The organism is Rhodococcus sp. 14-1411-2a, from assembly GCF_002259485.1.
Taxonomy (GTDB): Bacteria; Actinomycetota; Actinomycetes; order Mycobacteriales; family Mycobacteriaceae; genus Rhodococcoides.
Genome location: NZ_NPGA01000019.1, coordinates 426,880 through 447,347 on the forward strand (window position 1 = coordinate 426,880; position 20,468 = coordinate 447,347).

The following is a 20,468-nucleotide window of genomic DNA, read 5'->3' on the forward strand; positions in this document are numbered from 1 at the left end:
GCGTATGCAAGCATTTGTTCAGCGCGTGCAACTACACGCGATAGCGCGATAATTGCGTACGCATCTTCCAATCAGGAGTATCGGACATGCCACTCGGCCTGCTCGCCCTCGCCATCGGGGGATTCGGAATCGGTTTGACCGAATTCGTCATCATGGGGCTACTGCCCGAAGTCGCGGCCGATTTCGCGGTCAGCGAGGCCACGGCCGGTTGGCTCATCACGGGCTACGCGCTGTCCGTGGTCGTCGGGGCCCTGCTCGTCACCGCCGCCGTGACACGGTTTCCTCGCAAGAGTGTCCTGCTCGCACTGATGTGTCTGTTCATCGTCGGCAATCTCGTCTCCGCACTGTCGAGCAGCTACGAAATGATGCTGCTCGGCCGCGTCGTTGCAGCGCTGTGTCACGGAGCGTTCTTCGGCATCGGTGCCGTCGTGGCGGCCAGCCTCGTCGAGCCGGCGAAGAAGGCGGGTGCGATCGCCATGATGTTCGCCGGTCTGACCGCCGCCAACGTCCTCGGAGTTCCGTTCGGGACGTTCCTGGGTCAGAACCACGGTTGGCGCTCGACGTTCTGGGCGATCACGGTGATCGGCGTCGTTGCGCTGATCGGTATCGCCGCCCTCGTTCCTCGTGACAACGGGAGCGGTGAGGTAAGCAATCTGCGTCGAGAGCTGCGCGCGTTCCGGTCGGTGCAGGTGTGGCTGTCCATCGCGGTCACGGTGCTCGGGTACGGCGGCATGTTCGGTGCGTTCACCTACATCGCGTTCACGCTCACCGACGTAAGTGGCTTCGCGTCGAGTTCGGTGCCGTGGCTGCTCGTGCTGTTCGGCGGTGGATTGTTCGTCGGCAATTACCTCGGCGGCAAGGCAGCAGACCGCAACCTCACCGGATCGCTGACGATTCTGCTGGGTGCACTGACCGTCGTACTCGTCTTCTTCGCGCTCACCGCGGAGAGTCGCCCGGCGACGATCGCATCCCTCGTGTTGATGGGTGCGTTCGGCTTCGCGACGGTCCCGGGGCTGCAGATGCGGGTGATGTCGTTCGCATCCGACGCTCCGACGATGGCGTCCGGCGCGAACATCGCCGCGTTCAACCTGGGAAATGCGTTGGGCGCGTGGCTCGGTGGTGTGACGATCTCGGCCGGTCTCGGCTACACCTCGCCCATCTGGGCCGGATCCGGTATCACCGCGGCGGCCTTGATGGTGCTGTTGTTCGCAACCGGACTGCTCCGACGCGCCGACGCGGATCCGATCGAGGGGGCGGACCGACCGAGCGCTGCGACCAGTGCCGCGGGATCGTCCACGTGAAGGCCGAAGGAGTGGGCACTACCCTCGACCCACCACCGCCGCAGGGGTGCGGGCACGGACACCACTGTTGCGCAGGACAAATCGATGTCGACGGTGGTGCCGTCCTGATTCGGTAGGACGAGTCGGCCGCCGTCGAGCGTCGGCGACACGACGCCGAAGCGGCGGTGAACTCGGGTGGAGACGATGCTCGCTCGGTCCACCGTCGCGACGACCGTCATCGACTATCACCCGGTCTGCTCGGTTCGGTGGTCTGCAGACGTGCGGTGGCTTCGATGATCACTGCGCGCTGAGCGGGATCGGGCACGATGTCGTCGATGCTCAGCGGGCCGGTCTCGTCGGCAGTGTCGTCGGGCGCAGCCGAGAGAAGAGCGCCGATATCGAGCATCGAGGCCAATTCTGCTGCGAGCGAATCGATGTCGTCTGCGGCATCGTCGACGTCTCGGCCTTCGAGCGCGCTGAATCTACGCAGGAGCGCCAGGTATGTCTGCCGGGTTCCGGGATCGGCCAGCGCCGCTGTCGTCGTCTCGAAGAACGATGCGGGGACGGTGCCCGCGATCGCCATCACCTCGAGCAGGTCACGCTCACGGAGCAGCGCTTCTCGCTCGGTCTCCGCAGCGGCATCGATCAATGCGGCAAGTGTGTCCGCCGCATCGCGCGGCAGAGCGGTCAGTGGACGATGCTCGACGGCGTCGTCGAGCAGGACCGACAGTCGAGTGTGCTTGTGCGCCAACGCTTTCTGCTCCGATTCGATACCGGCCAGCAGAGCCCGTAGATCGGCGACCACGTTGCTCTCGTCCGCCTCGGACCGGTCGAGGGCGGCTGCTATCGCGCCGAGGGGCATTCCGGCATCGGCGAGCCAGCGGATTCTCATGAGTCGAACCACGTCGTCGATCGTGTACTCGCGATACCCGTTGGACAGACGGCGTGGCTCACCGAGCAGGCCGAGACGGTGATAGTGCCGCACTGTTCGAGGTGTCGTTCCGGCGGCGTCGGCCAGGGATCCGATTCTCATGTGTTCAGTGTGAACCGTGACGCTATGTCAAGGTCAAGATCGGCAGAGCCCTGCTCACGTGCCGCCCGGGTGCGACGCACCGAGTATTCTCGGTGGTCCGTGCGATTCGACGTGGCTTGCACTGTTCGAGGAAGAGACCGGCTGAAGATGGTCGACACCGAACGTTGGTATCGGGAGATGTTCGAGGCCAGCACGGTCGGATTGGCCCTGGCCGACGAGAACGGATTGTTGGTTCTCGCAAACGAGGCGTACGCGGCCATCGTCGGTTGTCCCCGTCACCTGTTGGCCGGCCGGTCCTCTCGCGAGTTCACTCATCCCGACGATCTGGCCCAGCATGCCGCCATGGAACAGATCATGGCCGACGCCAAGGCGCGTGGGGAATCGGTGCACGTCGAGAAGCGCTACCTGCATCCGGACGGCACGGTCCGGTGGGGATGGGTCTCGGCCAGTGAGGTCCCGGGCCCCGGGGGCATTCGGTGGACGATGGCTGTAGTGCACGACACCACCGATCGTCGGCGCGTCGAGGACGACCTTCGGCAGGCCGCGCAGACCGATGCCCTCACCGGATTGCTCAACCGGCGTGGATGGCGAGATCGGCTGCATCAGTTGACGACACCGCGCGGTGCCGATGTCGTATTGGCTCTGGCGATGCTCGACTTCGACCGGTTCAAGTCGTACAACGACAAGTACGGGCACGGACGCGGAGATCGGCTGTTGATCCAGTTCTCTGCTGCTGTCGAGGACCTGCTCGGTGGCCGCGCATCCATCGCCAGGTGGGGCGGTGAGGAGTTCGCTCTGGTGATACCGGGCGCGGGTGCGACGACCATGTCGGCCGTGCTGGCCGAGTTGTCGGCGGTCGTGCCCGACGGACAGAACTTTTCTGCCGGCTACACGACACTGCGTGCCGGGGAGTCCGTCGACGACTGCTTCGACCGCGCGGACATGTTGCTCTACCGGGCCAAACGAGACGGCGGCGCTCGTTCGTACGGTGACGCAGACGCAATCCCGACGGAGTGACCGTCAGCTCTGGAGTCGACCGAATCCGACTACCCCGGAATCCGATCCGTAGTGCAGCGTGTGCACCCTGATCTTGCCGGCTTCGTTGCCGCCGACGGTGACGGCCTCGTCGCCGTCGACTGCGACGATCACGTTGGTGTGTTGTCCGCTGAAGCTCGTGTTGTCGTAGAGCACCACATCGCCCACCGATGGCGTGTAGTCGCCGACGGCCTCGAATCGTCCCTGCTCCTGGTAGTACTCCTGCAGGGTGTAGACGCCGGGAATGCGCCACGAACCCGAATGGGGGTTCGACAACGGCAGGCCGGCCTCCTTCATGATCCAGCTGACGAAATCGGCGCACCACGCTTCCTCGACGCCCTCGGCGTAGAACGTGCCCGGACGCTGCAGTTCGTGCTCGGTACGCAGGAGTTCGACCACCCGAGCCTGATCGGCGGTCAGCTCGCCGGTGCTCACCTCGGGGAACGCTTCGGTGTCCCACGGGAGGTACCGGCTCGGTGCCAGCCACAGAACCCCGACAGCCACCACCACCACCACGACGGCAGCTGCGCCGGCGGCCAACCACAGTGGCCGGCGTCGTCGAGTGCGCGCGGTGGTGTCGATGCTCATGCGACCACGGTAGCGCGACCTGGCACACCGCTCGGCACAATAACCGGGTGAGCACTTCCGAGAACCAGTCGCCCGTAGCCGTTCCGAAGCCCGTCGTGGACTCCGCGCGAGGGGCCTCGCGGATCACCGTACTCACCGGCGCAGGCATGTCCGCCGAGTCGGGGATCGCCACATTTCGGGATGCCCAGAGCGGATTGTGGAAGGACTTCGACCCCAGAGATCTCGCGAGCCCGGAGGGGTGGTCGGCCGACAGCGATCTGGTGTGGGGCTGGTATCGATGGCGAGCCGAATTGGTCCGACGCTCCGAGCCCAACGCCGGTCACGTGGCACTTGCGCAATGGCAGCAACGGGCGCACGTGGACATCGCCACCCAGAATGTCGACGACCTGCACGAGAGGGCCGGGGCCACGGTTCTCGCGCACGTGCACGGCAGTCTGTTCGAGCCGTACTGCAGCGACTGTGGAACACGAGCATCGTTCGACGACGGTGCGGCCGTCGCCCCGGCCGAGGCCGATCAGCGAGTTCCGCCGCCGGAATGCCCGCTGTGCGGCGGGCTGATCAGGCCCGGAGCGGTATGGTTCGGCGAATCTTTGCCCGAGGCCGCGTGGGAGGCGGCCGAGCACGCGGTTCGTGAGGCCGACCTCGTTCTCGTCGTCGGTACGTCCGGAGTGGTGTACCCGTTCGCCGGGCTGCCCGCGATCGCCCGCAGCGCCGGAGCGACGGTGGTCGAGATCAACCCGGTCGAGACCGAGGTCTCGGACATGGCCGATCACCGGTGGCGCACCACGGCCGCGACGGGATTGCCGGCATTGGTTGCGCAACTCTGACCTCTGGTGGCGTGGAAAACGGTGATGCCCACTCCCAGGTCACTCGGTGGTCAATGCCTCGATCAGAGCGTTCATTGCCGATGCGGCACTGTCGGTTTCGGTGGGCCCCAGAGCGGCGAGGCTGGCGATGAGTGCTGCTATCTCGGGGGCGGTCAACCGCACTGGCCGAGGCGAGTCGACACTTGCCAGCCGAGATCCGCCGTGCACACCCGGCACCGCATCGAGGGGGACCCCGGACTCACGCAACCGGGCGAGGTCGCGTTCGACGGTGCGCACGGAGACCCCGAGCCGCTGCGCGAGTTCGGGCGAGGTCAACGGCGCAGCCGCCGACCCCAGCCACTCGACGATCCGCTGCTGACGCGCGACGCGGCGCAGGGTGAGTGCGCTGTCGAGCGACCGGGGCGCATTCTGCTTCGGCACCGTCCGAATTTTTCCCGATTCCCGACACAGCCCTGACGGGAATGGGTCCTACCGTTGTCGATATGACACCTGACAACGAATCGGTCGACAGCTTCTTCGCTCGTTATACGGGGTACCTGACCTCGGGTGATCTCGACGGTCTGGCCGAGATCTACAACTATCCGGCTCTGGCGGTCACAGCGCGGGGATGTGCGGCGATCGCCGAGCCGCAGCAGACCCGAGAGTTCTTTCGGCAGGGGCAGACCTACTATCGGTCGCGCGGAATCGAGGGTGTGCGGGCCCGCGACATCGTCACCGAGGCCGAGGTGCCGGGTATCTGGGTCGGGCATCTTCTTCTCGAGAACCTCGACTCCGACGGTTCGCCGGTGGGAACCGAGCGCAATGCCTATCAGGTGGTGACGTTGGACGACGGCACGCGCCGGATCGCGGTGACGACGCCGCTCGATGCCTAGAGCTGGGCGGAGCCGCATCGGTACTGTGGGTGAGAACGGTTTTTCTTTCTCAGGTAGGGATAACAGATGGCTTTGGGCTCCGACCGATTCTGGCGTGTACTCGGCCGATCCGCACAGAAGGCGCAGAGCACCTCGCGTCGAAGCGTCGACCGGGCCCAGGAGCACGCGGAGTGGGCAGCTGCCCTGAGCGAGAGTGAATTGGCGACCGAGGCGGCCGCGCTGCGTGTCGACGCCGCCGAGCGTCTCGACGTTCCGCGGTATCTGGCGTTGACGCGCGAGGCGAGTGAGCGTGCGCTGAAGCTACGGCCCTTCGACGTGCAGCTGCACGGTGCCGTGCGGTTGCTCGCCGGTGACGTGGTGGAAATGGCAACCGGCGAGGGCAAGACGTTGGCCGGCGCGATCGCTGCCGTCGGATACGTGTTGTCCGGACGCGCGGTGCACGTCATCTCGGTCAACGACTTTCTCGCGCAACGTGACGCGCAGTGGATGCAGCCGCTGTTCGAGTCCCTCGGTATCACGGTCGGTTCCATCGGCGAGTCCTCGACTGCCCAGGAGCGGCGCACCGCGTATGCCTGCGACATCACCTATGCCTCGGTCAACGAGATCGGTTTCGATGTTCTGCGTGATCATCTGGTGAACGACCGCGACGATCTGGTCGCGCCCGTTCCGGACGTTGCCCTGATCGACGAGGCCGATTCCGTGCTGGTCGACGAGGCGCTCGTTCCGCTGGTGTTGGCCGGTTCGGTCTCCGGTGACGTCTCGACTTCGACGGTCATGGATGCAGTCCGGTTGTTGGACAAGGGCGTTCATTTCGACACCGATGCCGAAGGACGCAACGTGTTCCTCACCGACGAGGGCGCGTTGCGGATGGAGAAGGAACTGGGCGGAATCGACCTGTACTCCGAGCAGCACGTAGGGACGACGTTGGTTGCGGTCAACGTGGCCCTGCACGCCCAGGTGCTGGTCCAGCGCGACGTCGATTACATCGTTCGTGACGGACGCGTGCAGCTGATCAACGCCTCACGTGGCCGAGTGGCCGAACTGCAGCGCTGGCCGGACGGGTTGCAGGCCGCGGTCGAGATCAAGGAAGGGCTCGCCCCCACCGAGACCGGTGAGATTCTCGACACGATCACCGTGCAGGCGTTGATCAACCGGTACGCAACGGTGTGCGGTATGACCGGTACGGCCATGGCGGCGGGGGAGCAGCTTCGCACGTTCTACAGCCTCGGTGTCTCGGTCATCGCCCCCAATGTGCCGACGGTGCGCGTCGACGAGGACGACCGTGTGTACGACACGATCGAGCACAAGAACGCTGCAATTGCATTGCAGGTGAAAGAGATTCACGAGACCGGTCAGCCGATTCTCATCGGTACCCACGATGTCGCCGAGTCCGAGGCGCTGGCCGAGACGCTCACCGCCTCGGGCGTCGACGTGGTGGTACTCAACGCCAAGAACGACGCCGAGGAAGCGGCGGTCATCGCCGCGGCGGGTGTGCACGGCGCAGTGACGGTATCGACGCAGATCGCCGGGCGCGGAACCGACATCAAGCTCGGTGGTCCCGAGGGCACCGATCGCGAACGTATTGCCGAGCTCGGCGGACTGTTCGTTCTCGGTACCGGTCGCCACACCACCGAGCGTCTCGACAATCAGCTCCGCGGACGTGCAGGCAGGCAGGGAGATCCAGGGCGCTCGCTGTTCTTCGGCAGTTGGGAGGACGACGTCGTCAAGAACAACATCGGCGACAAGGATGCACCGAAGGACACCGACGAGAGCGGAATGTTCACTTCCTCGGCTGCGGCCGACCGCGTCGATCATGCACAGCGCATCGCCGAGGGTCAGATGCTCGAGATACATTCGCGTACCTGGCGTTACAACCAGCTGACGGCTCAGCACCGTGAGATCCTGGACCGCCGCCGGGCCACGTTGCTCGACACCGACGAGGCGTTGACGCTACTCGAGCAGCACGCGCCTGCGCGCTCGAAGGAGTTGCGCGAGAACGTGTCCGAGGAGACTCTGGTCGAGGTCGCCCGTCAGATCGTTCTGTACCACCTCGATCGGTCGTGGTCGGACTATCTCGCGCACCTCGCCGACGTGCGCGAGAGTATTCACCTGCGCGCACTGGGTCGGGAGAATCCGTTGGACGAGTACCACCGGATCGCTGTCGAGGCGTTCAAGACGGTGTCCTCCAAGGCGATGGATCTCTCGCACGCTACGTTCGAGTCGGCCGAGATCACCTCGGACGGAATCGATCTGGACGAAGCGGGCTTGCGACGCCCGACGTCGACCTGGACGTACATGGTGCACGACAACCCGTTCGCGTCCCGCGGAAATGCCGGTGCGGCCGGTCTGGGGCCGATCTTCGGTGGCTGACGCGCGGCGCGCGCTGGTCGCTCTCGCGTTGGGTGCGAGTGCGGTGGCCTCCGGGTGCACCGACTCGTACGGTGAATTCCCGGCCGGCAAGACGTACTCGTCGGTCGAGGCACCCGACTCCTACACGCCGGTCGCCGGAACGACGGTCAGGCTTGAGTTCGTCGACGACCGAATCTCGGCCGAGGCCGGGTGCAACAGGTTGTTCGGCACCGTGGACACCTCGCAGGGCAGGATCACCATCGACTCTCTCGGGTCGACGCGGATGGCCTGCCCGGAGGCGTTGATGGAGCAGGACCGGTGGCTGTCGGAGTTCCTGACCTCCACCCCGCGGTGGTCTCGGGACGACGGAACCATGACTTTGGACAACGGGAACGGGCGGATCGTCTTCGCCGAATTCTGATCGACTAGTGGCGGATGCGGTCCGCCGCGGTATGCCGTACTCCGTCGAGGAAGAGCTTCAGTCCGAAATCGAATCTGCTCGTCGGGTCGGGTTCTTCGAAGAGCGGTGACGCGTCGGGCGTGAGGGCTCCGACGGAGTCCATCTGTAGGCGCGCCTGCTCGTCCACGGTCTGGCCCAGGATGTAGTACAGCAACGTGTCGGCGGTGAGTTCCGCGTCGCGTCGCGGCAGTCCCGCTCGAATGCACACGGCGGCAATGCGTTCGCGAATGTGGTTGGTGGTCAGCCTCGACGCGTAGGTCGCGGCCACCAATTCGGCACCGTCGCGTCGGGAGAGAAGGGCGTCGCGCAGTCGGTGGGCGATCTGCCCGATCTGTGCGTCCCACGAATCTTCGGTGGACGGCGCATCGGCACCGGAGAGCATGTGATCGGCGATGGCACCGAGCAGCGTCTGCTTGTTGGGGAAGTGCCAGTACAGCGCGCCGGGTTGCACGTGCAGCGACGTAGCCAGACGCCGCATCGTCAGGTCTGCCAGGCCGTACTCGTCGAGAATGGCGATCGCGCCGTCCAGGACGTCCTGCCTGTTCAGTTGCACTGCTGCCCCCAAGTCGTTCGACGCATCTTCGCTTTGACAGTAGCCGAGCCCGGCGCCTAACGTGAACGCCGTTCAACTTGAACGGTGTTCAATGATGATGCCGTTCGACTACGAGGGGACCCGGAATGGACATTTTGCGCACGGCGCGTACTCAGGTGCTCGGCGACGGCATCGCGCTCGATCGATCTCAGGTTCTCGAGGTTCTCGAGCTCGGCGACGACCGTCTCGAGGAGACGATGCTGTTGGCCCACGAGGTGCGGATGAAGTGGTGCGGGCCCGAGGTCGAGGTGGAAGGAATCATCAGCCTCAAGACCGGTGGGTGTCCCGAGGATTGTCACTTCTGTTCGCAGTCCGGACTTTTCGCTTCCCCGGTTCGTGCTGCGTGGCTCGACATTCCGTCGCTGGTGGAAGCTGCGAAGCAGACCGCGAAGACCGGAGCCACGGAATTCTGCATCGTCGCGGCGGTGCGCGGCCCCGACGCTCGGCTGCTCGCGCAGGTCGCCGCCGGTATCGAAGCCATCCGGAACGAAGTCGAGATCGATATCGCGTGCTCGCTCGGCATGCTCGACCAGGACCAGGTCGATCAGCTCGCGGCGATGGGCGTGCATCGGTACAACCACAATCTCGAGACCTCTCGCTCGTATTTCCCGAACGTGGTGACCACCCATACCTGGGAGGAGCGGTGGAATACCCTGCGCATGGTGCGGGAGGCCGGCATGGAGGTGTGCTGCGGCGGAATTCTCGGTATGGGGGAGACGCTCGCGCAGCGGGCCGAATTCGCCGCCGATCTCACTGCTCTCGAACCCGACGAGGTGCCCCTGAACTTCCTCAACCCCAGGCCTGGAACGCCGTTCGGAGATCTCGATGTGCTGCCGGCGTCCGATGCTCTGCGCGCCGTCGCCGCGTTTCGTCTCGCTCTGCCACGCACGATTCTGCGATTTGCAGGCGGACGCGAGATCACCCTCGGCGACCTCGGTGCCAAGCAGGGAATTCTCGGCGGGATCAACGCCGTCATCGTCGGCAACTACCTGACGACACTCGGCCGCCCGGCGGAGCAGGATCTCGATCTTCTCGGCGAGCTGCAGATGCCGATCAAAGCGCTGAACTCGACGATCTGATGGGCGTATTAGGGTGGGTCGAATGACGAGCGAGACCCACTACGACCCGTACACCGGTCGGCCTGTCGACGCCGGAGCCGAGGTGAGTGCGGGTTCGTTGTCGGTCGCCGTCCGGCTCGGTTTGGAGCCGCCGCGGTTCTGCGCAGAATGCGGTCGCCGCCTGGTGGTGCAGATCGTCCCCGACGGGTGGACGTCGCTGTGCTCGCGTCACGGCCTCGTCGATTCGGCCACGACGGGTAGGCGCTAGGTGGTCACGTCGGACGTTCTCGAAGTGCCGCCGCGGAGCAGCACCGTTCGGGTGTTGTCGGTGGTTGTCGGAATCTCGGTGGCAGTCTCGGCTCTGGGTGGGATGCTGTGGGGATTCCTGGCACCGGCGCAGCAGTTGCTCGTGGTGGCGCAGGATCGTGGGGCGGCCCTGACCGGGGAGAGCCTGCACAGCTTCGACGGGCTTGCGATGTTCTCGTTCCTTTCCTTGGCCCTCGGTCTCGTTCTCCCGATCGGGTGGTGGCTGTGGAGGTCCGAGCGGGGGCCACGGCTGTTCGGTGCCGTCTTCGTCGGCGCACTCGTCGGCTCGGTCGCTGCGATCCTGGTGGGCAACGGGATTGCTGCTTCTCGGTTTCCGAAGGTCACCGATCCGGCGGTCGGGTCGATCGTCACCGTTGCGCCCAGTATCGAGACTCCGCAGGTGCTGATCGTTCAGGCGCTGATGGCTTCGCTGGTGATCATGCTTCTGGCCGCGATGAATCCCAACGACAATCTGCAACACACCGATCCCGATCCGGACGACCTCGATGTCGAGTTCTTCCCGCCGCCACCGTCGTTCGACTCGAATCGAGCCGACTGACAGCAGCCGTTCACGCCTGGGGCGGTCGCAATGCGGCGAACTCGTCGGTGACTCGAATGCTGTTGTCGGCAAAGCGGAACAGTGCAGGCGGCCTACCACCGGCCTTGCCCGACGGCGCGCGCCGTCCGGTGGGTTCGATCACTCCGCGCCGGCTCAGCACCCGCTGCAGGTTGGTGGCATCGACCTGATATCCGAGTGCGGCACCGTAGATCTCGCGCAGCGACGAGATGGCGAAATCGACCGGAGCCAGTGCGAATCCGATGTTGGTGTACGAGAGTTTGGCGACCAGTCGATGTCTCGCGTGCGCGACGACGGTTCCGTGATCGAACGACATGTCGGGCAGTGCCGCAACCGGGTGCCATGCCGTGTCCGAGGGGAGTGTCGGCTCGGCCGAGATCGGTACCAGGCCCAGGAAGGTCGACGCGATCCGCCGATCTCCCGGTACGCGTTCGGGTTCGCTGAAGACCGACAGCTGCTCGAGGTGCGCCACCGAGCGCACGTCGACCTTCTCGGCGAGCTGACGGCGCGCGGACGCGGCGAGGTTCTCGTCGTCGCGCAGCGTGCCACCGGGCAGCGACCAGGTGCCGGCCTCGGGGTCGAGGGCGCGCTGCCACAGCAGCACCGCCAGTTCCGGGGCGTCGGGGTCGGAAAAGGCTCGAACTTGGAACACCGCAATGAGTACTTCGTGGACGGTGCTACGATAGATCACGTTTTCGATCATAGGTCGAAAACTCCCTCGGAGGAAATTCGGTCACCGACGACCGGATGATCGGTGAAGGAGAACCGTCATGACCAGCAGCGCTACCCGGGTGAACATCCTGGACTCGGCATTCGCCGGAGTTCGCGACATCGTCGACGGAGCAGGTGGTTACGGGGGAGTGGAGGCAACTCCCGAGTGGGCGGCAGAGGTTCGACGGCTCGCCGATCTGCGCGGCGCGACGCTGCTCGCGCACAACTACCAGCTGCCTGCGATTCAGGACGTTGCCGACCATGTCGGCGACTCGCTCGCGCTCTCGCGGATGGCCGCCGAGGTCTCCGAGGACACGATCGTGTTCTGCGGAGTTCATTTCATGGCCGAGACGGCAAAGATCCTGAGCCCACAGAAAACGATCCTCATCCCGGACCAGCGCGCCGGCTGCTCACTGGCCGATTCCATCACCCCAGACCAGCTCCGCGAATGGAAGGCCGATTTTCCCGACGCCGTCGTCGTCTCGTACGTCAACACCACCGCCGAGATCAAAGCACTGACCGACATCTGCTGCACTTCGTCGAACGCCGTCGAGGTCGTCGAGTCGATCGATCCGGGCCGCGACATCCTGTTCCTGCCCGATCAGTTCCTCGGCGCGCACGTCAAGCGCGTGACCGGGCGCGAGAACCTGCACATCTGGGCCGGAGAATGCCATGTGCACGCCGGTATCAACGGCGACGAGTTGGCCGAGAAGTCTCGCACCCACCCCGATGCCGAGCTGTACGTGCACCCCGAATGCGGCTGCGCCACTTCGGCTCTGTACCTCGCAGGCGAGGGGTTCGTACCCGCCGACAAGGTCAAGATCCTCTCCACCGGCGGCATGCTCGACGCTGCCCGCACCACCGCGTCCAAGCAGGTTCTGGTCGCCACCGAGATCGGCATGCTGCATCAGCTGCGGATGGCGGCACCCGACGTCGACTTCCTCGCCGTCAACGACCGCGCATCGTGCGGCTACATGAAGATGATCACCCCTGCTGCTCTGCTGCGCTGCCTCGTCGAGGGGCGCGACGAGGTGCACGTCGACCTCGAGACCGCGAACATCGCGAGCAAGTCGGTGCAGCGGATGATCGAGATCGGCACCCCTGGCGGCGGCGAGTGAATCCATCGGTCGCGTGGGAAACCGCGGCCGATCTCGTCGTGGTCGGCGGTGGAATTGCCGGACTCACCGCGGCTCGCACGGCGGCAGCTCGCGGCCTGCGGGTGCTTACCGTCAGCAAGGGGCGTTCCACCGACACCGCGACGCAGTACGCCCAGGGTGGGATCGCGGTCGTCGGCCCCGAACTCGAGGATTCTATCGAATCGCATGTGGCCGACACCTGCGTCGCCGGTGCCGGCCTGTGCGACGAGGACGCGGTGCGTTCCATCGTCTCCGGCGGGCGGGCGGCGATCACCTCGCTCGAAGCTGCGGGCGCTCAGTTCGACCTAGCGGCCGACGGCACCGTTGCGCGGACCCGCGAGGGTGGCCACAGCGTTCGTCGCATCGTTCATGCCGGGGGAGACGCCACCGGAGCGGAGGTGCAGCGCACGTTGGACGCGTCCGTGCCCACTGTGCATTTCGACACGACCGCGCTGCGGGTACTGACCACCCACGGCGAGGTGGTCGGTCTGCTCGTGCGCGGGCCTCGCGGTGTCGGCGTCGTTCATTGCCCGACGGTGCTGCTCGCGACCGGCGGACTGGGACAACTCTTCTCGTGCAGCACCAACCCGCCGGGCGCGACGGCCGACGGCATCGCACTCGCGCTCGACGCCGGTGCTCGGATCGCGGATCTGGAATTCGTGCAGTTCCATCCGACGGTGCTGTTCGCCGCCGGGTCCACAGGCCGTCGCCCGTTGATCAGCGAGGCGGTGCGAGGAGAGGGAGCCCGCCTGGTCGATGTCACCGGCCGTGCCTTCATGGCGGGAGTGCACCCGCTCGGCGACCTCGCGCCACGCGACGTGGTGTCCCGCGCCATCGCCGAGCTGCTGCACGAGCGTGGTGACGACCACGTTCTGCTGGATGCCCGCGCGGTGGAACGCGTCCACGAACGGTTCCCGACCGTGACCGCCTCATGTCTACAGGCCGGCATCGATCCGGCGAAAGACCTGATTCCGGTGGCACCTGCAGCGCATTACTCGTGCGGGGGCGTGGCGACGGATATATCCGGGCGCACCTCGGTTCCCGGCTTGCTCGCCGCAGGTGAAGTGGCGCGCACCGGCTTGCACGGAGCCAACAGGTTGGCGTCGAACAGTCTGCTCGAGGGTCTCGTCGTCGGTGAGCGTGCGGCCTACGTGGCCGTCGAACGAGTCGGCAGACACGGCAGCATTTCCGATGTCGCAATGCCCACGTATTCCCGTATCGACCGCGCGGTACTGCAGCGAACCATGACCGCCGAGGTCGGAGTGGTGCGAGATGCAGCGGGTCTTGTTGCAGCGCAGGGTGTTCTGGCGCACGGCGTGGTATCGGAACCGCCGGTGGATGCGCGCGCCGTCGAGGACGCAGCGTTGACCGCTGCGGCGGAGGTGATCGTGCTGGCCGCGGCCGAGCGCCGTGAGAGCCGAGGGTGCCATACCCGACGCGATCATCCGGAGAGCGCGCCTGCGCAACGCCGAAGCCTGTTCGTCGAACGAGATCTCGACGGACGGCTGGCGATAGTCAACGACGACGTGATGACGGGAGCACGCTGACATGACCGACACCGTGAACGAGGTGAACCCGGGCGTCGATCGCACCGAGGTACTCGCACTGATTCGGACCGCGCTCGACGAGGACCTGCGGTACGGACCCGACATCACCACGCTGGCGACGGTATCCGAGGATGCTGTCACCACGGCGTCGGTGGTCTCGCGCCAGTTCGGCACGATCGCCGGGATCGACGTCGGCCTCCTGGTTCTCGACGAGGTGATCGGAGCCGACGGATACTCCGTCGTGCATCGCATCGAGGACGGATCCGAGGTCGAACCGAGACAGGCCGTTCTGACGGTCGAGGCGCCGACGCGGGGTCTGCTCACTGCAGAACGCACGACGCTCAACATCGTCTGCCATCTCTCTGGAATCGCCACTGCGACGGCCGGCTGGGTCGCCGAGGTCGCAGACACCGAGTGCAAGATCCGGGACAGTCGAAAGACGTTGCCGGGGTTGCGTTCGCTGCAGAAGTACGCGGTACGCGCAGGTGGTGGCGTCAATCACCGGATGGGTCTGGGCGATGCCGCGCTGATCAAGGACAATCACGTGGCAGCGGCCGGTTCGGTCGTCGCCGCTCTGAACGCGGTGCGGGCTGCGGCTCCCGACATCGCGTGCGAGGTCGAGGTCGACAGCCTCGAGCAACTCGACCAGGTGCTGGCGGAGAACGTGGAACTCGTTCTGCTGGACAACTTCGCGCTGTGGCAGACGCAGATGGCCGTGCAGCGCCGAGACAAGTTCGCGCCGCAGACGAAGCTGGAATCCTCGGGTGGCCTGACCGTCGACGTGGCACGTGACTATGCGCGCACGGGGGTCGACTTTCTTGCTGTCGGCGGTCTGACACACTCGGTGACAGTGCTCGATCTCGGCCTGGACATGTAGTCGAGCCTCGCAATGTGAGGAATTCGTTCGAAGATGGAAGTTCAGAGTGTCCGCCTCGACAGTTGGATCTGGGCGGTCCGGTTGTTCAAGACGCGGTCTGCCGCCGCTGCTGCCTGCCGCGGCGGCCACGTCCGTGTCAACGGAACTCCTGCCAAACCCGGGCATCGCATCGGCCCCGACGACGAGATCAGGCTCCGGTCCGACGGAGTGGAGAAGATCGTCGTCGTGGTGCGGGCCATCGGCAAACGCGTCGGCGCAGCGGTCGTTCCCGAGTGCTTGATCGATCGCAGTCCGCCGCCGCCCCCGAAAGAAGTTCTGGCTTCCGTACCGAGACGGGATCGAGGGGCGGGTAGGCCCACCAAGCGCGATCGTCGTGAGATCGACCGACTTCGGGGCCTGGGTATCTAGTGCACCCGGCTTCTTTCAGTTACCTTCGGTAACGACACGTAGTTCGTACGCGCAAGGAGGTGTGGAATGGATTCTGTCCTGTGGACTCCACGTTTCGCCGCCGTATATTTCCTGGCAGCAGCGTTGCTGCTCATTCTGTTCGTGGCGATCGACGCTTCCCTCGTCATCGCCGCACCGCTTCTGTTGACGTTGGTGGGACTCGGGGTGGCTGTTCTGATTCACAATCGGAAGCGCCACCCGGTTCGCTGAGGCACGTCGGCGCGGGTGCAGGCAGGGCTGTGCCCTGAGACTGGTGTGGGTGGTCAGGCGGGTTGTCGTGGTTCCTCGTCGCCGGTGTCGTCATGCTGGTCGGGCGGGTACAGCACCTCTTCGGGGTGGTGTGCGTGATTGATCAGCCCACGCCTACGTGGGTCCATCCCGGCCGGTGGATGCCACAGGGTGCGGCCCGGATAGCGATGTTCTGCTCCGGTTTTCGTGGTTGCCCACTTTCCTGGTCCGGTGCCGACGAGTGCGTGGTGCATGTCGCAGCCGAAGGTCAATCCGTCGATGTCGGTGTTGCCGCCGTCGATCCAGTCGGTGAGGTGGTGGGCTTGGCACCAGGTTGCGGGGCGGGTGCAGGAGGGGAAGCTGCAGCCACGGTCTCGGGCGATGAGCACGATGCGTTGGTCGGCGGAGGCGATGCGTTTGGAGCGGCCGAGGTACAACGCTCTGCCGTGGTCGTCGAAGATCGTCAGGTAGTGGTGTGCGTGGGAAGCCATGCGGATCGCGTCGCGGATCGACACTCGTGATCCGGTGGCGGTCTTCGCGTATCCGCAGCCGGCTTCCAGATCTTTCAGGCTCATGGTGACGATCGCGGTGACGGGCAGGCCTCGGTGGGTGCCGAGGGTCCCGGAGGCGAGGGTGTGCCGGAGCGCCAGCTTCAGGGCGTCGTGACGACGTTCGCTCTGGGTGCGGAGATCGCGTGCGGCGGCAGCGTCCCGCGCTGCTGTCTTGTCCGCGGCAGGATCGTCGACACCAGTGTCGCTGTCGTCGTCGCCGGTGTCGTCGGGGTCAGGCGTGTCACCTGACTCAGTGCCGCAACCACAGTCGGCACCCTCGCCGCATTCGCCGTCACCGTCACAGCCGGTGTTGTCCCACAACCCTGCATCATTGGACGTCGACTCGGGCTGCGGCGCAGTGGCACTGCCGTCCCGTTCGGTCTCGTCGTGGACGATCGATGTCGGGTCTGCGGGGTTGTACATGCCCGGTTTTGCGGCTTTGGAGAACAGAGCCTCGAGGTAGGCCCTCAGTGCGGGGTCGACGCAGAATTTCCCTTCCGACATCCCGTCGACCCCTTGCTCGCCGAGGTAGAAGAACGCATCTCTCCGCTTCCGCGGCTTCGGCCGGTTTCCGTCGTCATCGTCATCGTCATCATCGTGGTCGCCGTCCGGGTTCACCATTGCGTCCAGGCACGCCACCACCGGCGCGAAATCGTCCGGCCGCAATTTCACTGCCTGTTCCACCAACTGTTGTTCGGCGAGATCGCGGGTCTGCGGATCGACACTCGAGGGCAGATGGCGGAAGAATTCGCGGATCATCTGCACGTGCTTGGCATCGAGCAACCCCGCCCGCAGTGCTTCGGCGGTGTGCGGCAGCAACGGGGCCAGAATTTCACCGGAGAACGAGGTGCGATCCCCCAACTCCGCAGCCAGACGCACTCTTGCTCCTGCTGCTCGTGGGGTGATCCGCAGCATCCACGCCACCGACGACGGGACCGAGCCCGGATACACGTCGAGGCCATGCTGAGAAATCAACTCGTTCAGCCAGGTGTACGAGTACGCGGTCAGCGACCGTGTCAGCATCTCCATGCGTTGGATCACCGCACGCCGGTCGGCGTTCGTCCACGACACCGACGCCTGCCCCGCCAACTCGGCAACCGCAGACTCGACCCGCTCCACGAATGCCGACAACTCGGGATCGGACACGTCAGGGGCAGGCGGCACCACATCGATGCCGTCCACCCCTGATCCGCCGTCCCCCGAAAGCATGGACAGAATCTACCGCGACCCACCGACAAACTTTCGAACACAGGTTCGTCCAGGATTCGGGCCGGCGCGAGGGTGCAGATTCAGCGGCGCTTCCCGCTGCGTCGGGCGTTCGTTTTCGTCTTGGCAACGGGGCGAGCAGGTTTGGAGGGGTGCGCTTTCTTCTTCTTGACCGGTGCCTCGTCCGATACACCGCGTGAGCTGCGGGTCGAGCGGCCGCGGACGATGCCGATGAATTCCTCGATGCGGTCGTCCTCGCGTTCGGCGACCCAGGCCAGTGCGATCTGCGACTGCTCGACGTCGGTCACGGGGCGGTAGACGAGGTCCTTACGGGCGTTGAAACGCGCCACCGAGTGCGGCACGATCGCCACCCCCAGCCCGGCAGCCACGTACTCGAACGTCTCCGCGGCGGAGTTCATCGGCGGAAGTTCCGGGCGATTGCCGGTCGTGAGTTCGGTTGCCACAGCTGCCCATTCGGGCACGGTCGCGGGGTCTGCGAGCAAGTGCTCGTCGGCGAGATCGGTCGCGGTGACCGAATCGAATGCGGCGACGGCGTGGTCCTTGGGTACCACCACGACCTGTACTTCTTGGTAGAGACCGATCGCGTTGAGGCCCTCGCGATCGATCGGCGGACGAACGAAGCCGACATCGACCGTGCCGTCGCGCAACGCCGCCACCTGTGTCTCGGGTGTGGTCGCGACCACGGAGAGCGTGACATCAGGGAACCGATCAGCCCAGATGCGCGTCCATTTCGTCAGCGTCACTCCCTCGGCATACCCGATGGTGAACGTCGTCGGCTCGGCAGCAGCAACCTGCGCGAGTTCCGAGAGTCGATCGTCCTCGGCGATCTCCACCAGCGCCCGCTCGAGCAGATCGCGGCCGTCGGCAGTGAGCTCGGTGGGGGATGCCCCCGGCACGAACAGATCGACGCCGAGCTGTTCCTCGAGTTCCACCACCGTCTTGCTCAAGCGGATTCGCGAGATTCCCAGTGACTGAGCAGCGCGCGCGAAATGCAGTTGCTGCGCCACCGCCGCGTACCAGCGCAGTGTCTGCACATCGATGTTCACGGTGTCGACCCTATGGGACGACGCGGGCGGCGAGCGACCGTGGCGTCGAGAGCGCTCATGGCCGGATAAGCTGTTCCGGTGAGCCCGGAGAACAAGCAACAGACCATGAAGCCACTGACCGCGGCGAACAAGCTCGGCATCTATCTTCCCGCAGCACCCGAAGAATTCCAGAACTCGATGGTCAGCAGGTCCGAACTGGACGCCTTGCGCAGCGATCCGCCGCAGTGGTTGACCGAATTGCAGACCAACGGACCCTTCCCGCGCGACGTCATCGCGAAGAAGCTCGGCGTGTCCATCGCAGGACTGGCCCGCGGCGGTGTCACCGAAGCGTTGACCAGTGATGCCATCGATGAGCTCGTCGTCAGCCCGCCGCAGTGGCTCGTCCGGGAGCGTCGCACCCAGATTCAGGTGCGCAAGGATGCCGAACGCATCAAGGAGAAGCAGGAAGCACGTCGTACCGCCGGTAATCGGCCGACAAAGCTCCGCAACCTCTAGCGGGAGACCACCCCGTCGAGGTAACGCCAGCCGCCGTCCACTCGGACGAAGCGGCTCACCTCGGTCATCGAGCCCGCCCCGTCCGGATGCTTGTACCGAGCTCGGAACTCGACGGTCCCCTCGTCGTCGAACAATCCACCGGCGTCGGTTGCCAGAATGTCCAGGCGATACCACCGCTGATCGGGGTCCAATTCCAGCTCGGCCGGAGCGGTGTCGGAATGCCACGATCTGCGGAGGTAGTCCACGTCTGCGACGGCGAACGCGGTGAATCGCGAACGCATCAGCGTCTCCGCCGTCGGTGCGTTCGCCACTCCGAGCAGATACGGCTCGCAGCATGCGTCGAACGTGTCACCGCTCGAACACGGACACCGCCCACTCACTTGTCGACTACCTCGACCGTATAGGTGCCCAGTTCGTGTTCGTCCCGCTTGCCGACGTCCTGGATCCAGGTGTTGGCCTCGAGAAGTGTGTCGAACAGCCCCAGTGGAATCGGGTCGCCGCCGAGGGCATTCTTCATGATCACGCGATATTTCCTCACGGAGTCACGCGCCGGACGGTCGCGAGAAACGTCGCAGCCGCGAAGAACATCCCGGCGAACGTGCGATTCATCGTTTTCTGCTGGCGCTGCGACTTCATCAGCCGCAGAACCCGAGATGCCAGGGAGGTGTATCCGGTCATCACCAGCATGTCGACTGCCACCATCGTGGCCGCGATCGCGAGGTACTGGGCGAGCAGGGGCCGAGCCGGGTCGAGGAACTGGGGGAGCACGGCGACCATGAAGACGACCGCCTTCGGGTTGCTCGCGTTGACGAGGAATCCGCGGGCGAGCATCGTCGTTCCGCGGTCGGCCACCGCTGGAGCATCGGCGACATCGGTGGGGGCCGCACGCCATTGCCGAACGCCCAGAAAGACCAGGTAGGCGACGCCGAACCACTTGATGGCGGTGAAGGCCAGCGCGGAGTTCGCCAGAACGGCTCCGAGTCCGACGGCGACGATGCCGATCTGCAGGAGCAACCCGATCTGCAACCCGAAGATGTTCCAATATCCGCGGCGTAGGCCGTAGCGAAGCCCGGTGGACATCGACGCGATGGCACCGGCACCGGGGGAGAGACTGATGACGATGCTCGCGCCGAGGAATGCGAGCCACACTGACCAGGACATGCGTTCATTGAACTACGCCCGTCAACTCCGATTCCGCCCGGCCGCGGGTGTCGAACGCAGCGCGA

The 20,468-nt window shown here is 65.4% G+C and carries 25 protein-coding genes; 15 read left to right on the top strand and 10 right to left on the bottom strand.

Features of this window, described 5'->3' with window-relative positions:
* Positions 1–86: 86 nt before the first annotated feature.
* Entirely contained in the window at positions 87–1,301 is a 1,215-nt protein-coding gene (locus CH291_RS20650; RefSeq protein WP_068051889.1) for an MFS transporter, read from the top strand.
* A 214-nt stretch (positions 1,302–1,515) separates the two neighbouring features.
* Here the strand turns inward: CH291_RS20650 and CH291_RS20655 are convergent, their stop codons facing one another.
* Positions 1,516–2,313: a MerR family transcriptional regulator gene (locus CH291_RS20655; RefSeq protein WP_068051886.1), complete on the bottom strand. Its 798-nt coding sequence runs from the start codon at positions 2,311–2,313 to the stop codon at positions 1,516–1,518.
* Between the two features lie 147 nt (positions 2,314–2,460).
* Here CH291_RS20655 and CH291_RS20660 point away from each other — a divergent pair, with 147 nt between their 5' ends.
* Positions 2,461–3,330: a GGDEF domain-containing protein gene (locus tag CH291_RS20660; RefSeq protein WP_179276620.1), complete on the top strand. Its 870-nt coding sequence runs from the start codon at positions 2,461–2,463 to the stop codon at positions 3,328–3,330.
* A 3-nt stretch (positions 3,331–3,333) separates the two neighbouring features.
* On the opposite strand, the gene CH291_RS20665 is transcribed toward CH291_RS20660, so the two are convergent.
* Positions 3,334–3,936, bottom strand: a complete 603-nt coding sequence (locus CH291_RS20665; protein ID WP_094688489.1) for a CHAP domain-containing protein — start codon at positions 3,934–3,936, stop codon at positions 3,334–3,336.
* Positions 3,937–3,983: 47 nt separating this feature from the next.
* On the opposite strand from CH291_RS20665, the gene CH291_RS20670 reads away from it, so the two are divergent.
* Entirely contained in the window at positions 3,984–4,763 is a 780-nt protein-coding gene (locus CH291_RS20670) for an SIR2 family NAD-dependent protein deacylase (protein WP_094688490.1), read from the top strand.
* Positions 4,764–4,802: 39 nt separating this feature from the next.
* Here the strand turns inward: CH291_RS20670 and CH291_RS20675 are convergent, their stop codons facing one another.
* Positions 4,803–5,183, bottom strand: a complete 381-nt coding sequence (locus CH291_RS20675) for a helix-turn-helix transcriptional regulator (RefSeq protein ID WP_256980921.1) — start codon at positions 5,181–5,183, stop codon at positions 4,803–4,805.
* A 62-nt stretch (positions 5,184–5,245) separates the two neighbouring features.
* Here CH291_RS20675 and CH291_RS20680 point away from each other — a divergent pair, with 62 nt between their 5' ends.
* The 3 genes from CH291_RS20680 (at position 5,246) to CH291_RS20690 (ending at position 8,405) form a co-directional block, all read left to right on the top strand.
* Complete coding sequence (locus CH291_RS20680; protein ID WP_094640108.1) at positions 5,246–5,635, top strand: hypothetical protein; 390 nt, start codon at positions 5,246–5,248, stop codon at positions 5,633–5,635.
* A 66-nt stretch (positions 5,636–5,701) separates the two neighbouring features.
* Entirely contained in the window at positions 5,702–8,005 is a 2,304-nt protein-coding gene (secA2, locus tag CH291_RS20685; RefSeq protein WP_094688492.1) for an accessory Sec system translocase SecA2, read from the top strand.
* Positions 7,998–8,405, top strand: coding sequence for an META domain-containing protein (locus tag CH291_RS20690; protein ID WP_068052689.1), 408 nt, complete (start codon positions 7,998–8,000; stop codon positions 8,403–8,405). Before secA2 ends, CH291_RS20690 begins: the two co-directional genes overlap by 8 nt.
* A 4-nt stretch (positions 8,406–8,409) precedes the next feature.
* On the opposite strand, the gene CH291_RS20695 is transcribed toward CH291_RS20690, so the two are convergent.
* Entirely contained in the window at positions 8,410–8,997 is a 588-nt protein-coding gene (locus tag CH291_RS20695; RefSeq protein ID WP_068052686.1) for a TetR/AcrR family transcriptional regulator C-terminal domain-containing protein, read from the bottom strand.
* A 125-nt stretch (positions 8,998–9,122) separates the two neighbouring features.
* On the opposite strand from CH291_RS20695, the gene bioB reads away from it, so the two are divergent.
* The 3 genes from bioB to CH291_RS20710 are packed head-to-tail and all read left to right on the top strand — an operon-like array spanning position 9,123 to position 10,959.
* A complete protein-coding gene (gene bioB / locus CH291_RS20700; RefSeq protein WP_068052684.1) occupies positions 9,123–10,115 on the top strand; it encodes a biotin synthase BioB in 993 nt (330 codons plus the stop codon).
* 22 nt (positions 10,116–10,137) lie between these two features.
* A complete protein-coding gene (bsaP, locus tag CH291_RS20705) occupies positions 10,138–10,362 on the top strand; it encodes a biotin synthase auxiliary protein BsaP (RefSeq protein WP_094640104.1) in 225 nt (74 codons plus the stop codon).
* The gene (locus CH291_RS20710) at positions 10,363–10,959 is read left to right on the top strand and encodes a DUF2567 domain-containing protein (RefSeq protein ID WP_256980922.1); all 597 of its coding nucleotides are present in this window, start codon (positions 10,363–10,365) and stop codon (positions 10,957–10,959) included. It begins immediately after the preceding gene.
* Positions 10,960–10,969: 10 nt separating this feature from the next.
* Here the strand turns inward: CH291_RS20710 and CH291_RS20715 are convergent, their stop codons facing one another.
* Positions 10,970–11,680, bottom strand: coding sequence for an NUDIX hydrolase (locus tag CH291_RS20715; protein WP_179276621.1), 711 nt, complete (start codon positions 11,678–11,680; stop codon positions 10,970–10,972).
* 67 nt (positions 11,681–11,747) lie between these two features.
* Between CH291_RS20715 and nadA the strand changes: the two genes are divergently transcribed.
* From nadA to CH291_RS20740, 5 genes are all read left to right on the top strand, one after another.
* A complete protein-coding gene (gene nadA / locus CH291_RS20720) occupies positions 11,748–12,806 on the top strand; it encodes a quinolinate synthase NadA (protein ID WP_094688493.1) in 1,059 nt (352 codons plus the stop codon).
* Positions 12,803–14,371 carry an L-aspartate oxidase gene (locus CH291_RS20725; protein ID WP_094688494.1) on the top strand — a complete coding sequence of 523 codons (1,569 nt, stop codon included), beginning with the start codon at positions 12,803–12,805 and terminating at the stop codon, positions 14,369–14,371. The genes nadA and CH291_RS20725 overlap by 4 nt, the downstream gene beginning before the upstream one ends.
* 1 nt (position 14,372) lies before the next feature.
* Positions 14,373–15,248 carry a carboxylating nicotinate-nucleotide diphosphorylase gene (gene nadC / locus CH291_RS20730; protein ID WP_094688495.1) on the top strand — a complete coding sequence of 292 codons (876 nt, stop codon included), beginning with the start codon at positions 14,373–14,375 and terminating at the stop codon, positions 15,246–15,248.
* A gap of 33 nt (positions 15,249–15,281) precedes the next feature.
* A complete protein-coding gene (locus CH291_RS20735) occupies positions 15,282–15,656 on the top strand; it encodes an RNA-binding S4 domain-containing protein (RefSeq protein ID WP_068052669.1) in 375 nt (124 codons plus the stop codon).
* Between the two features lie 66 nt (positions 15,657–15,722).
* Positions 15,723–15,905, top strand: a complete 183-nt coding sequence (locus tag CH291_RS20740; RefSeq protein ID WP_068052666.1) for a hypothetical protein — start codon at positions 15,723–15,725, stop codon at positions 15,903–15,905.
* 53 nt (positions 15,906–15,958) lie between these two features.
* Here the strand turns inward: CH291_RS20740 and CH291_RS20745 are convergent, their stop codons facing one another.
* Positions 15,959–17,683 (bottom strand): HNH endonuclease signature motif containing protein, encoded by a 1,725-nt coding sequence (locus CH291_RS20745; RefSeq protein ID WP_094688496.1) that lies wholly within the window; start codon positions 17,681–17,683, stop codon positions 15,959–15,961.
* A gap of 80 nt (positions 17,684–17,763) precedes the next feature.
* Positions 17,764–18,747, bottom strand: a complete 984-nt coding sequence (locus CH291_RS20750; RefSeq protein ID WP_094669879.1) for a LysR family transcriptional regulator — start codon at positions 18,745–18,747, stop codon at positions 17,764–17,766.
* 78 nt (positions 18,748–18,825) lie between these two features.
* Between CH291_RS20750 and CH291_RS20755 the strand changes: the two genes are divergently transcribed.
* Positions 18,826–19,242: a DUF5997 family protein gene (locus CH291_RS20755; protein WP_094688497.1), complete on the top strand. Its 417-nt coding sequence runs from the start codon at positions 18,826–18,828 to the stop codon at positions 19,240–19,242.
* On the opposite strand, the gene CH291_RS20760 is transcribed toward CH291_RS20755, so the two are convergent.
* From CH291_RS20760 to rhtB, 3 genes are read right to left on the bottom strand one after another with little or no spacing between them, the layout of a single operon-like run.
* Positions 19,239–19,622, bottom strand: a complete 384-nt coding sequence (locus CH291_RS20760) for a YchJ family protein (protein WP_094688498.1) — start codon at positions 19,620–19,622, stop codon at positions 19,239–19,241. The two genes, CH291_RS20755 and CH291_RS20760, sit on opposite strands and share 4 nt — an antisense overlap.
* The gene (locus CH291_RS26910) at positions 19,619–19,765 is read right to left on the bottom strand and encodes a hypothetical protein (RefSeq protein ID WP_179276605.1); all 147 of its coding nucleotides are present in this window, start codon (positions 19,763–19,765) and stop codon (positions 19,619–19,621) included. The genes CH291_RS20760 and CH291_RS26910 overlap by 4 nt, the downstream gene beginning before the upstream one ends.
* 11 nt (positions 19,766–19,776) lie before the next feature.
* Positions 19,777–20,403 carry a homoserine/homoserine lactone efflux protein gene (rhtB, locus tag CH291_RS20765; RefSeq protein ID WP_094688499.1) on the bottom strand — a complete coding sequence of 209 codons (627 nt, stop codon included), beginning with the start codon at positions 20,401–20,403 and terminating at the stop codon, positions 19,777–19,779.
* Positions 20,404–20,468: the final 65 nt, after the last annotated feature.